Below are 13,453 nucleotides of genomic sequence, written 5' to 3'. Positions count from 1 at the left end.
TTATGAACGGGCAAACAGATGAAACGCCAATCCAAATACAAGTAAATCATGTGAATATTTATTATGGGTCGAATCACGCCGTCAAGGATGTCAATATGCCGATTCACCGGAATTCAATTACGGCGCTGATCGGGCCTTCCGGATGCGGCAAGTCGACATTCATCCGCTCGATTAACCGGATGAATGATCTGATTCCTTCGGCCAGGTGTGAAGGAGAAATCAACTATAGGGACTATAATATTTTAAATAAAAAGATCGATGTGGTACAGCTGCGCAAAGAAATCGGTATGGTCTTTCAGCAGCCTAACCCGTTTCCCAAATCAATCAGTGAAAATATTCAGCTGCCGCTGAAATTTGCCGGCGTTCACAATAAGAGATTGCTGAACGAGACGACAGAGGACAGTCTGAAACAGGTGGCCTTGTGGGACGAAGTGAAAGACCGTCTGGATCACTCGGCAACCGGATTGTCCGGTGGCCAGCAGCAGCGTCTCTGCATTGCCAGAGCACTGGCCCTGAAGCCGAGTGTCCTGCTTCTGGATGAACCGACTTCTGCACTGGATCCGGTCTCAACATCAAAAATTGAAGAGCAGCTGCTTGAACTTAAGAAAAAATATACGATTGTTATCGTCACACATAATATGCAGCAGGCCGCACGTATTGCTGACTATACAGCTTTCTTCTATCAAGGCGAGCTTGTGGAATTCGGCCATACTAAAGACCTGTTCACGCACCCGGTGAAAAAGGCTACGGCCGATTATATTTCGGGACGTTTCGGCTGATCTGCTGTGATGTGCCCTGCTGCGATCCCCTGAAGTCGCTGGTCCTCACTCATGATATCCGGTCAACCGGCGGATGTATCCGATTTTAAAAAAAGGTATGATAAGAGTGAGAACAGAGAGGGAGCGATCAGACATGGCGAAGTTAATACTGGTTGTTGACGATGAACCGTCAATTGTGACGCTGCTTGCATTTAATCTGAAAAAAGCAGGTTATGAAACCATCACCGCAGGTAAAGGGACGGAAGTTCTGCCGCTTGTCAAAGAGAAGCATCCGGATCTGATCATTCTCGATCTGATGCTCCCGGAGATGGACGGGATGGATGTCTGCAAACAACTGCGTCAGGAATTTATCTATATTCCAATTATTATGCTTACGGCCAGAGATGACGAACTGGATAAGGTGCTTGGCCTGGAACTGGGTGCCGACGATTATATGACGAAACCGTTCAGTCCCCGCGAAGTAGTTGCAAGGGTCAAAGCCATCTTTCGCCGGGCCGATCTTGGCCGCCAGCCTCAGGGTGAAGTACTGACAGCCGGTGATCTGAAGGTTTATCCGAATAAGTTTGAAGCGCAGTTCAAAGATGAGGAATTACTGCTGACACCCAAGGAATTTGAACTGCTTGTTTATATGCTGAAACATAAGGGCATTGTTCTGACGCGTGAACAATTGCTTAACGCCGTCTGGAATTATGATTTTGCCGGAGATACCCGGATCGTGGATGTGCACGTCAGCCATCTGCGCGAAAAAATAGAGAAGGTTACACGAAAACCACTCTATATCAAGACAGTGCGAGGGTTGGGTTATAAATTTGAAGAGCCAAAGGTTTGAGACAAGGCAGTGGATTCGCTGGTCATATGTCATCGCCTGTTTGCTGTTCTTAATCTATGTAGTCCATCAGGTGATCCTGATCGCCTGTGCCGAACAGGACCGCCAGCTTCTTGACGAGCGTTCGGAGTGGATCAGTACCCTTATTGTTCGTCAGGGGAAAATCCACCTTTCGGCTGTCGGACCCGGACTCACAAATTATGGACATCAGAAAAAGGTGCGGATCTCTGTCTATAATGCGGCAGGGCAGCCGGTTTATACATCGGATTCAATGCTGAACCCTAAGCTTTCTGCAGACTCGAAACCGTTCAGGCTCAGTGGTCAGTTCGCTTACTTGATGACGCCGATCAGGGCAGACCATCAGACAATCGGTTATCTGGAACTGCGGAGTCCCAGAACCGTCATTGTTGGGCTGGGACTGTTCTATTGGCTTATCTTTTTATCAGGGATCGCTCTGCTGTTTTACCGGGATTTTCTTGTCCACTCTTATAAAGCACCGGTACGTTTTGCTGCAAATATGGCAGAGAATATGCTTGACGGTAAGTACACCATGATCGCTTCAAACAGTGAGCGGCATGACAGTGTCCTGCGGCTTAATCTGGCTATGAACCGGCTCTCCGAATCTCTTCATGAAATCAACCGGTCCTATACAGAGCAGCGCGACAGCATGGAAACACTGATTGAGAATATTGGAAACGGCCTGATTTTCATTGATGGCAACGGCCGGATCGACTATGTCAACCGGACGTTCAAGGACGATTTCAAAACAGAGGCCGCGCACTGGGATTTCGCGGAGTATCAGGAAGTGATCCCTTATCCTGAAATTAATGAGATGATTGCCGGTGTCTATCAAAGTAAGAAGAGAGCGATTCGTCAGGTGCAGCTTCCGGTCGATATTGAGCGGAAACATTTTGATGTGTCCTGTGCGCCGATTCTTGATAGACGGCAGAAAGTACGCGGTATCGTCGCGGTATTTCATGATATTACCAGTCTCAAGAAGCTTGAAAATATCCGCCGCGATTTTGTTGCCAATGTCTCTCATGAACTGAAGACACCGATCACTTCCCTGATCGGTTTCACAGAGACACTGCTCGACGGAGCGAAAGACGATAAACAACTTGAAGAACAGTTTCTGAATATCATGCTTCATGAAGCAAGACGCCTTCAGGACCTCGTCCGGGATCTGCTCGATCTCTCGAAGATTGAACGCGAACATTTCTCGATTGACTGGCAGACCGTGTCGCTGACAAAGATTATGGATGCTGCCCTGCTGATCTTCAGGGAAAAGGCAGATGCGAAGAAAATCCGTCTGATCCGCGTTCCAGGGGATGAAGGCTGGGCGCTCGGCGACCCGTTCCGAATCCGTCAGATCATGATTAATCTGATTTCTAATGCGATTGCCTACACTCCGGAAGGCGGAACGGTTCGTCTTTCCATCAGTGAAAAGGAGAAAACGTCCGCCTTTACGATAACGGATAATGGTATGGGTATTGAAAAAGAACAGATTCCGAGGATATTCGAACGCTTTTACCGTGTGGATAAGGCCAGAAGCCGGGATTCAGGCGGTACGGGTCTGGGCCTGGCTATTGTTAAGCATCTGGTTGAAGCGCATAAGGGACATATTGAGGTACAGAGTGAACCGGGAAAAGGGACAACTTTTGTCATATCTTTCCGGAGAACGTCGCCGCCGAATGGATAATTTGCCGGTCATGCCTTAAAATATAAGAATAAGCGGCATGAATCCGGGAGGCAGTCTATGAAAAAACTCGTACTGATTGACGGCAACAATGTCGTCTACCGCGCTTTTTTTGCGCTTCCCTTACTAAGCAATAATCAGGGTATGTACACGAATGCAATCTATGGATTTACAACGATGCTGATGAAAGTGATCATGGAAGAGAAACCGACACACCTGCTGGTTGCTTTTGATGCGGGAAAAACGACCTTCAGGCACAAGACATATAAAGACTATAAAGGCGGTCGGCAGAAAACGCCTCCTGAACTTTCGCAGCAATTTCCTTTTGTCTATGAGCTGCTCGATGCAATGGGCATCAAGCGTTATGAACTGGATAACTATGAGGCGGACGATATTGTCGGCACACTGTCCAGACGGGCACAGCAGGAAGGTTTCGAAGTCCGGATCATCACAGGGGACAAGGATTACCTCCAGCTGGTCGGTGACCACATCCATGTCTCTTTAATCAAAAAAGGAATCACCGATACGGTGGATTATAATGTCGATCAGGTCGGACAGCGCTACGGAGGGCTGAAACCGTCAGGAGTGATCGATTTAAAGGGATTGATGGGCGATGCCTCGGACAACATCCCCGGAGTTCCCGGTGTCGGAGAAAAGACCGCCGTCAAGCTGCTCAGCCGCTTCGGAACAGTTGAGGGCGTCTATGGGCATCTTGATGAGGTTTCCGGCAAGAAGCTGAAAGAGAGACTGGAAAACAACCGGGAACAGGCAATGATGAGCAAGCAGGTAGCGACGATTGACCGTGATGCCCCTGTTGCGCTGAAGGTAGAGGACTGCGCTTTTGAAGAAAGCGTGACACCGGAACTGACAGATCTGTTTCATGAACTCGGTTTCCAGTCGATGCTGGAAAAAATGGATGTGCCGACAGAAGAAGAGGACGTTAAGGCATCTGAAGAAATTAAAGTGACTTCAGTCGATGCTTTCTCCAAAGAGCAGTTGGTCTCGCCTTCTGCACTGCTTGTGAACATGCTTGACGACAATTATCATTATGCGGCCATCACCGGTTTTAGCGTTGCAAACCGCACAGGCACATATTTTATTCAGACCGAAGCGGCATTGAAGGATGCCTGTTTTGCCGAGTGGCTGGCCGACAGTGCGCGCAAGAAAGTCGTGCTTGACGGCAAACAGGCCGAGGTAGCGCTTAAATGGCGCGGGCTGACGCTAAAAGGGATCTCTTTCGACATCCGCCTTGCCGCTTATCTGATTGATCCGTCTGAAGCTGGTCAGGACGTGGCGCTGCTTGCCGGTAAATACGGCATTCCGAATCTGAAGACCGACGACGTTTTCTATGGAAAAGGAGCGAAGCGGCAGATACCTCCGGATGACGGACAGGCGCAGCATCTCGGCGAGAGGGCCGATGCGCTTCTGAAGCTGCAGCCGAAACTGATGGAGAAGCTGAAAGCCAATCAGCAGGAGAAGCTGCTCTTTGATCTGGAAATGCCGCTTTCGCGGGTGCTGGCGAGAATGGAGTTCACCGGCGTGCGAACAAGTAAAGAGACGTTAACCGCCATGGGCAGCGAACTCGACCGGACACTTGAAGTCATCGAGAATGAGATTTACCAGATGGCCGGCGTGACATTCAATATCAACTCACCGAAGCAACTGGGTGAAATTCTGTTTGAGAAACTGCAGCTTCCGGCCATCAAAAAGACCAAGACAGGCTATTCAACGGCAGCCGATGTTCTGGAAAAATTACGCGGGCGTCATGAGATCATTGACCGGATCCTGGATTACCGGCAGCTCGGCAAACTGAAATCAACCTATGTTGAAGGCTTACTGAAAGTCATCCATCCCAAAACAGGCAAGATCCATACCGTATACAATCAGGCGCTGACGCAGACCGGCCGGTTAAGTTCCAATGATCCGAACCTCCAGAATATTCCCATCCGTATGGAAGAGGGCCGGAAGATTCGCAAGGCATTTCTGCCGTCGGAACAAGGCTGGCAAATGTTTTCGGCCGACTATTCGCAGATCGAACTGCGCGTGCTTGCGCATATTGCCGATGATGCCAATCTCCAGCAGGCGTTCATCGACGGTATGGATATTCACACGCGGACAGCCATGGATGTTTTCGGTGTACCGAAGGAAGACGTCACACCGCTGATGCGCCGGCATGCCAAAGCAGTCAACTTCGGTATCATTTATGGAATCAGCGATTACGGCCTCTCTCAGAACATCGGGATTACGCGCAAACAGGCCGGGCAGTTCATTGAAACTTATCTGAAAAGTTATCCCGGTGTCCGGAATTATATGGCGGAAATTGTTGCCAAAGCGCATCAGGAAGGCTATGTCACGACACTGCTTAACCGGCGCCGCTATCTGCCGGATATCAACAGCCGGAATTTCAATCGGCGCAGTTTTGCGGAGCGGACGGCAATGAATACGCCGATTCAGGGCAGCGCGGCAGACGTGATTAAACTGGCGATGATCCAGATGCAAGACCGGCTCGAGCAGGAACGGCTCAAGGCACGAATGCTGCTTCAGGTGCATGACGAACTGATCTTTGAAGTACCCGCGGACGAGCTTGAGACGATGAAGAAAATCGTACCCGATGTCATGGAACATGCCATTCAGCTTAAAGTACCGCTGAAAGTCGAATGTGCCTACGGACCCACATGGTATGATGCAAAATGACCGCATTTTGTAAAGACGGAAAGGCTGGGAAGTATTTCAGCTTTTCCGTTTCTATTTAATTGTGTGGGAAATTCACTGCATCTGTGGTCAATAAACAGAAGTAAAGGGGAAATTTTTGTGCCCGAACTGCCCGAAGTGGAAACGGTCAAAAGAACATTGAATGAACTCGTGATAGGGAAAACGGTGGCGAACGTTGAGATCCGCTGGCCGCACATCATCCGCCGGCCGCAGGACAGCCGGCAGTTTGCCCGCCTATTAATAGGAGAAACGCTGCACCATGTCGGCAGGAGAGGAAAATTTCTTCTGCTTTGTTTTGATGATGAAGTCGTCGTCTCCCATCTGCGAATGGAAGGGAGATACCGGCTGGAATCTGAAGAAGTGCCGGTTGACCGTTATACGCATGTCATTTTTCATTTCACAGATGGGACGGCCCTTCGTTACCGCGATGTACGCAAATTCGGGACGATGCATCTGTTTGAAAAGGGTCGCGAATGGGACAGCCTTCCGCTCAGCAAGCTCGGACCGGAACCTTTTTCACCGGTATTCACGGATGCGTTTCTGCGTTCTGTCTGCCGGAAGACAACCCGGGCGATCAAACCGCTGCTCCTTGATCAGACAGCGGTCGTCGGCCTGGGCAATATCTACGTCGACGAATCGCTCTTTCGCGCCCGGATCCATCCGCTGACCCCTGCGGCAAATCTGACCGTGAAACAAATCTCAGCACTAAGAAAAGCGATTGTTGAAACGTTGCGCGAAGCTGTCCGGATGGGCGGGAGCAGTGTCAGAACGTTTGTCAACGGGCAGGGTGAGATGGGCTTTTTTCAGCAGAAACTCTGCGTCTACGGAAGAGAAGGGCAGCCTTGTGTCCGATGCGGCACGCGGATTGAGAAAACCCGGGTCGGTGGCCGCGGGACGCATTTTTGTCCGAAGTGCCAGGCAAGAAGGCGGAAATCATGATGCGGATCGGGCTCACCGGCGGCATTGCCAGCGGGAAAAGCACGGTCTCCGGCTGGTTTCGGCGCCACGGTTTCCCGGTGATCGATGCCGACCGGATTGCCCGTCAGGTGGTTGCCCCCGGGGAAGAAGGCCTGAGGCGGGTCATCAAAGCCTTTGGTCCGGAAGTCGTGGCGGCAGATGGAAAACTTGACCGTGCCCGGCTTGGTGCGATGATTTTCCATGATTCTGAGAAGCGAAAGCAGCTGGATGATTTGCTTCATCCGCTGATCCGGAAGAGAATGCGCGAACAGATGGCAACCTGTGAAGCGCAGGGATGCCCTGTGGTTGTTCTCGACGTACCGTTGCTGTTCGAGGGCCCTTTTACAAGCTGGACCGACCGGACAATTGTCGTCTATGTCACCCCGGAAACCGAACTGTCCCGCCTGATGCAGCGGGATCACCTGTCGAAGACGGAAGCGCTGGCGCGGATTCGGTCGCAGATGTCACTTGAGGAGAAAAAGAGGCGCGCCGACGCGGTCATTCAGAACGACGGCTCGGTCGCATCCACCGAGCGGCAGCTCGCCGGCCTGCTGAAACAGTGGCACCTCTTGTGACACGCCGGCGGGGCGGCGCTTTTCTTCTGTGTTCGGTTAGGATAAAATGTAAGTAACAGTAAAACTGCGATTGAGGTGGGTAATGATGCGCTGTCCAAGCTGTAAAAAAGATGGGACAAAAGTGCTTGACTCTCGCCCTGTGAACAGCGGAAAAGCCATTCGCAGAAGAAGAGAATGTGAACATTGCCATTTTCGGTTTACGACTTTTGAACGGGTAGAACAGACACCGCTGGTTGTTGTCAAAAAAGGGGACACCCGTGAAGCCTTCAGTTCGGAGAAGATTCTCCATGGGTTGATCAAGGCCTGCGAGAAGCGCCCTGTACCGCTGGAAAAGCTTGAGGACATCGCCAGTCGAGTTGAGAAAACGCTTCGCGACGACGGGCGTTCTGAGGTTCACAGTCATGAGATCGGCGAACTGGTGATGAACGAGCTTGCCAAGGTGGACGAGGTCGCCTATGTTCGCTTTGCATCGGTCTACCGCCGGTTCAAGGATATCAATGTCTTTGCGAGAGAAATTCAGGAATTGAAAGATCAGCTTGAACGTGAGAAGAACAGTAAGAAAGGGTAACCCTGCAGCCGAAGGGGCGCGGAAGATGGCCCGGAAACTGTTCGGAAAGGGGTTGCCGGTATGATTCAGTCGTGGAAGGAAATCCTCCCGGGTGACCGTTATGAAGTCAGAACGGCCGGTTTATTAAGTGTTTACGACCAGAGAATCATCACTTGTCTGTATCAGCCGCTTGTCGGGATCGAAGCGACGAGCCTGTATTTTACGTTCTGGCAGGAACAGGATCCGGCAGGGGAAACGATTTCTGAAACGCATCATCAGCTTATGAGTTTTATGAACCTTTCGCTCGACCGGATTCTGAAGGCGCGCAAGAAACTGGAGGCTGTCGGATTGCTCCGGACATTCCGCAAGGAGCAAACAGATCCCGGCTTTTTTCTCTATCAGCTGAATCCGCCGATGCAGCCGGACCGTTTCTTTCATGACGGACTGCTCAGTACATTTCTTTATCATCAGGTCGGCCCGCACGATTATCAGCGGCTCAGCACGCTTTTTAAGGCTGAACAGCAGCCTTCCCCGGATGCGTTCGAGGAGATATCTGCTGCCTTCAATGATGTTTTTGAAACAGTTCCCCAGTCTGAAGCTGAGGAAACGCAGCGGCTGACGGACGAAACCAGCCAGTGGGCGAAGCGCGTAAAGGCGCCCGGTGTCCGGATCCGGCATACATTTGATTTCAAGGCATTGAAGGGGTATTTGTCGGATGCGATTGTTTCCGAAGACGCGCTTACTGCCGAAGTCCGTTCCGCCGTGGAAAAGCTTGCTTTTATCTATCAGACGGATCCTTTTGACATGAGCCGGGCGATCGAATCCGCTTCGCTTGAGACCGGAAACGTGGATATTGAGTCGTTGAGGAAAGAAGTACGCGATTTTTACCGCCTCGAGCATGGAGCCGATGAGCTGCCAGCTTTGTATGAACGCACACAGCCGGCTGCCGACCGCGAAATGGCAGGGAAGAAGCCGGAGACGGAAGAGCAGCGGCTGATTCTCTGGTATGAATCCAATTCGCCTTATCAGCTGCTGGAACAGCTCGGAAACGGCAGCAAACCTCAGCCGCCGGATCTACGCCTGGTCGAAAATCTGATGTTTACGACCAGGCTGAATCCCGGCGTCATCAATGTGCTGATCGACTATATTGTTCATGTCAATCATAATAAGCTGAATCAGGCATTCGTTGAAAAAATCGCGGCTCAGTGGTCACGCGCCAATATCCGGACGGTCCGTCAGGCGATGTCCGTGGCCCGGGCGGAACAAAAAAAGCGGCGGAACCGGACGACGGCGAAGAAACCGGCGGCGAGAAGGCCATCGGGAAGCGGACACCATGAAGTGGTTCCGGAGTGGATGAACCGGCCGGCTGCGAAAGAAACGGCAAAGATTCCCGATGAAGAGGCAAGAAAAAGAGCCAAGTGGCTGGATGATTATCTGAACAGTATCTGATGAGAGGAGGGATCACTGATGGAGCCGATTAAGTCGTTACTGAAGAGTATGGGGAACGGCGGGAACGGACGGACCGACAGAGAACAAGTTCTGGCGGAACTTAAGAAAAACCCAAGAGTGCAGCGTTTCGCGGCTCAGAATCCATCACTCGGCGATAAGGACTGGTCAAGATCGCTGAACCGCCTGTATCAGTTTACTGAGGAATGGAATCATTGTGACCATTGCCCGGGACTCGATCATTGCCCCAACCTGCTTTCCGGCTACAGGCCCGATCTGGTGAACGACAGAGGCAGCCTGACACTGACCTTTTCGCCTTGCCCGCTGCTTCTGGAACGGGAAGCCGAGCAGCGGCAGAGCCAGCTGATCCGAAGCTATTATGTACCCAAGGATATCCTCCGTGCCACGTTTAAGAATATTGACAAACTGGATAGCGGCCGTCAGCTTGCGTTGAAAGCGGCCGGCGATTTTGTCCGGGCCTATCTCGACAATCCTGAAACGGCAAAGGGACTCTATCTCTGCGGTCAATTCGGTGTCGGAAAAACGTATCTGATGGGCGCCATCATGAACAGTCTGGCGGAACGGAAGCATGTTGCTTCATTAATCGTTTACGCACCGGATTTTTTCAGGGAAATAAAAAGTGCCATTCAGGATAATACGGTTGATACCAAGCTTGATGTGCTGAAGAAGGCCCCTGTTCTGATCCTGGACGATATCGGTGCGGAGACCATGACCCCGTGGATCCGCGATGAGGTGCTCGGAAGTGTCCTTCAGTACCGGATGATGGAGCATCTGCCGACGCTTTATACCTCGAACTTTAATTACGACGAACTTGAGGATCATTTTTCCTATTCTCAGAAGAGCGGAGTGGAATACGTGAAAGCCCGCCGGCTGATGGAACGGATCCGCCATTTCACAGTCCAGGTGAAGATGGAGGGCGCAAACCGCAGATAATGCCGGACTGCATCGTAGATTAATCGAGCATTTCATTTTGGCTGATATATTTTCAAATCGGCTGATAAAACACTTTCCGGCGGATCTATTCCGGAGTAATCAGTCTCTTTTTTTCAGGAACATTGAAAAATGGATCAGGCAGTTGTTAATTTTGTTCTCTTTCTTAACATTCCTGCGCTTTCTTTGCATTTCCCGTCAACGACGAAACATCCCCTTTCCTCTCGTTAATTATTGAACAGGAAAACTGCTTATTTATCATTGAATTATCGTGCGATCTGCGACCTGAAAAAGGTCTTTTTTTATTTCTTCTTTTCAGCGCATGATCCGGCTGTGTCCCCCATATAGTCTTTATAAAGATGTGGACGGGGAGGATAAGCGATTGGAGATCGTATTTGAAACCAGAGAGGAAGCAGCCGGTCTTTACAGAGAACTCCCGGCGGTGTTCCGCCAGGCGTCAGGAGTCCTCCTGATCAACAGCAGCCTGGCCATCGTTTCCGAAAACGATGAGGACTACAAAGAACTGGCGAATCTGACTGCGCGGCACATCATCGAGCAGTCCGAACGAAACTGGCTGCTCGAAATGATTGAGAAATACTACCTTTTTACCGATCCTGCGGAGAAGGTCGCCATTCTGAGCATTGTCCAGGCGATTTTTGCCGGAGAGAAAAAGGATCTGCCACAGGCAGGGACGCTTCCGGACCGGCGTGAACTGATGGTCGGCGCGCTGAATGAGGTCTTTCAGGAGCGCCGGACGTTCACTTACGGGTCATTTCTTCGCTTCCGGCTGACGGCCTATCGGGATGTGCTGCGCCGGTTCGTTGAAATTGCGATCGATGAGTATAAGCTCGAACAGGAGTATCAAGTGTTTATCGACAAACTGCGGCGGATCATCAGAAGCTACCGGCCGCTGTGCAACCGGATTGAAGTTTTCGACGAACAGCCCTTCAGACTCTATGACGACCGGCACCGGCCGGTTCGCAATGACCAGTCCGTCCGTTCGTTTTACCCGCTGCTCAAACAGTGGGGGATCGAGGCGGAACCATCGATCATACTGACCTTGATCGCACTGGCTCCGCAGCAGGTGATCGTCCATACCGACCGGCCGGAGCACAGCATTATGAGAACGCTGCACCAGGTCTTCGAAGACCGGGTCTGCTTCCTGCCCTCATCATTTCATACTGAGGACCAGGCCGGCTATCCGTAAAAATGGGCACCGGAAGGGTTTACAAAGAAATCATTTCCATTTATACTGTAAAAGTAAACAGCAGAAATTTAAGGAGGTCATCACGATATGATGATGAATACACGAACAACGCATACGGTATCATCAACTGCATATCGTTTTTCATGGCCTCGGCAAGAGCGCTCTGCTGACTGATCCGCTTTTTTCAATCAGAACACAACTAACTGCCGCAGGCCGGTCACTGGCTGCGGTTTTTCTGTGCCCTATTTTGCTTCAGAAAAACCGTCTCATGCCGATGCCCCTACGGCCTTTCTGCGTCTTCGGACTGATTGCAGAGAGAAACACGAAACGCACGAATGGTCTCAGGTATAAAGCCGTTCCTGATTCGGGACGCTTTTATATAAATGATTTGTGGGAGGTCGTTAAGATGGATGCATTAATGATCAGAGAAAACAGTTGCGCTGTCGGAAATAATCAAGAAACCATACCAATTGTGAGGGGAGGGGATTTGATGCTGAAATTAAACCTGTTTGCGCTTAATGTAACGATTTCCGTTCAGAGAGCGAAAATGACGGCGGCCCGTTATCGTGACGCGCAGCGCGTCAGGTCGATGCAGGATGATATGCTGACCCGACGTCTGAACTATTCCCGGTTTATTCGCTGATTTCCGGCGCATAGAAATGAAAAATCAGATCTTACCAGATACATGGCAAAGGGGGAGTTCAAAATGATCAAAAAAGCAGATTCGCTATGCACAGTAACGGACGTACAGGAATGGGGACTTCTGATCCGGTAATGGCCGGCAGCGGGCTGCTAAAACAGCCGGCTGCCGGCCTCTTTTTAAAAAAGCAGGTGAGACAGTGCGTTTTGTAATCGTTCCTCTGTATGTTACGATGAGACTGATGAAATCACTTGGGAGGCGACAGACTTGAAGCGGATTCTTGTCTTGCTTGCAAACGGATTTGAAGAAACCGAAGCAGTAACGGCGATTGATGTCCTGCTCAGAGGCGGTGTTGAGGTGGTGCTCTGTTCGCTCGGCGGAAAACTGGTCGAAGGATCACACCGCATTACGCTGCAGGCGGATACAACCATTGACAGTGACGGACTGACTGATTTCGACGGTATCTATCTGCCCGGCGGGACGAAAGGCGCGAAGACGCTCAGAGATGATGCACGTGTTCAGAAACTGATCCGGTATTATTACGACAACGGGAAAAAGGTCGCGGCCATCTGTGCGGCGCCTATTGCTTTGGAACGTGCCGGCATTCTGAAAGGTGAAAAAGTGACGAGCAATCCGGACTTCCGCAGCCACATCAAGGATGCGGATTATCTGGAAGACCCTGTGGTTGTCTCAGGAAATATCATTACATCGCGCGCGGCAGGCACAACACTGCCGATCGGTCTGGAACTGCTCCGTCAGCTCGGCCTGGAAAACGAAGCGGATCAGGTTAGCAAGGCGATGCTGTTTGATTTTCTGATGGAAAACCGGGATAAAGTCAGGGCCTGACCTAAAATTATTAGCGCGTCTTGATTTTCAAGTCAGGTCAGGCTATAATCGACATTAAGTTAATCAGTGATCGGTGACGACGAGGACACGGACTTTTCAAGACTGTCTGCAGAGAGGGAACCATAGGTGCAACGTTCCCGGCGGTGTGAAAAGCTCACCACCTCCGAACTTCGGCGGGGAAATCAGTATCCGCCGGCGGAAAAATTTTCCGTTATCAGATTCTTGAGCTGTCCGGTTTGTACCGGGCGGGAACAAGGGTGGAACCGCGGGC

The 13,453-nt window shown here is 50.9% G+C and carries 12 protein-coding genes and 1 other annotated feature (1 of these 13 cut by a window edge); all 12 genes read left to right on the top strand.

From position 1 onward, the window contains the following. Nucleotides 1–2: 2 nt before the first annotated feature. The 12 genes from pstB (at nt 3) to D889_RS0103310 (ending at nt 13,182) form a co-directional block, all read left to right on the top strand. Nucleotides 3–779 carry a phosphate ABC transporter ATP-binding protein PstB gene (gene pstB / locus D889_RS0103370; RefSeq protein WP_238537523.1) on the top strand — a complete coding sequence of 259 codons (777 nt, stop codon included), beginning with the start codon at nt 3–5 and terminating at the stop codon, nt 777–779. Nucleotides 780–912: 133 nt separating this feature from the next. Continuing rightward, nucleotides 913–1,608: a response regulator transcription factor gene (locus tag D889_RS0103365; protein WP_010630414.1), complete on the top strand. Its 696-nt coding sequence runs from the start codon at nt 913–915 to the stop codon at nt 1,606–1,608. Then, on the top strand, nt 1,589–3,304 hold the full coding sequence (gene pnpS / locus D889_RS0103360; protein WP_010630413.1) for a two-component system histidine kinase PnpS: 1,716 nt from the start codon (nt 1,589–1,591) through the stop codon (nt 3,302–3,304). The genes D889_RS0103365 and pnpS overlap by 20 nt, the downstream gene beginning before the upstream one ends. A 57-nt stretch (nt 3,305–3,361) precedes the next feature. Beyond that, on the top strand, nt 3,362–5,995 hold the full coding sequence (gene polA / locus D889_RS0103355; protein WP_010630412.1) for a DNA polymerase I: 2,634 nt from the start codon (nt 3,362–3,364) through the stop codon (nt 5,993–5,995). Between the two features lie 117 nt (nt 5,996–6,112). Continuing rightward, nucleotides 6,113–6,952, top strand: coding sequence for a DNA-formamidopyrimidine glycosylase (gene mutM, locus D889_RS0103350; RefSeq protein WP_010630411.1), 840 nt, complete (start codon nt 6,113–6,115; stop codon nt 6,950–6,952). Next, nucleotides 6,946–7,545 carry a dephospho-CoA kinase gene (coaE, locus tag D889_RS0103345; protein WP_026038965.1) on the top strand — a complete coding sequence of 200 codons (600 nt, stop codon included), beginning with the start codon at nt 6,946–6,948 and terminating at the stop codon, nt 7,543–7,545. Before mutM ends, coaE begins: the two co-directional genes overlap by 7 nt. Nucleotides 7,546–7,630: 85 nt before the next feature. After that, nucleotides 7,631–8,113: a transcriptional regulator NrdR gene (gene nrdR, locus D889_RS0103340; RefSeq protein ID WP_010630409.1), complete on the top strand. Its 483-nt coding sequence runs from the start codon at nt 7,631–7,633 to the stop codon at nt 8,111–8,113. Between the two features lie 60 nt (nt 8,114–8,173). Further along, on the top strand, nt 8,174–9,541 hold the full coding sequence (locus tag D889_RS0103335; protein WP_010630408.1) for a replication initiation and membrane attachment family protein: 1,368 nt from the start codon (nt 8,174–8,176) through the stop codon (nt 9,539–9,541). An 18-nt stretch (nt 9,542–9,559) separates the two neighbouring features. Continuing rightward, nucleotides 9,560–10,492, top strand: coding sequence for a primosomal protein DnaI (gene dnaI / locus D889_RS0103330; protein WP_010630407.1), 933 nt, complete (start codon nt 9,560–9,562; stop codon nt 10,490–10,492). Between the two features lie 379 nt (nt 10,493–10,871). Further along, the gene (ytxC, locus tag D889_RS0103325) at nt 10,872–11,696 is read left to right on the top strand and encodes a sporulation protein YtxC (protein WP_010630406.1); all 825 of its coding nucleotides are present in this window, start codon (nt 10,872–10,874) and stop codon (nt 11,694–11,696) included. A gap of 490 nt (nt 11,697–12,186) precedes the next feature. Next, on the top strand, nt 12,187–12,339 hold the full coding sequence (locus D889_RS15720; protein ID WP_018962139.1) for a YrzI family small protein: 153 nt from the start codon (nt 12,187–12,189) through the stop codon (nt 12,337–12,339). A 264-nt stretch (nt 12,340–12,603) separates the two neighbouring features. Then, nucleotides 12,604–13,182: a DJ-1 family glyoxalase III gene (locus tag D889_RS0103310; RefSeq protein WP_010630404.1), complete on the top strand. Its 579-nt coding sequence runs from the start codon at nt 12,604–12,606 to the stop codon at nt 13,180–13,182. Between the two features lie 67 nt (nt 13,183–13,249). After that, nucleotides 13,250–13,453: a binding site (T-box leader), on the top strand; it runs 17 nt beyond the window's last position.

Source organism: Sporolactobacillus vineae DSM 21990 = SL153 (assembly GCF_000377985.1).
Taxonomy (GTDB): Bacteria; Bacillota; Bacilli; order Bacillales; family Sporolactobacillaceae; genus Sporolactobacillus; species Sporolactobacillus vineae.
The sequence above is the reverse complement of the archived record's forward strand: the minus strand, read 5'-3'. Positions and strand labels throughout refer to the sequence as shown.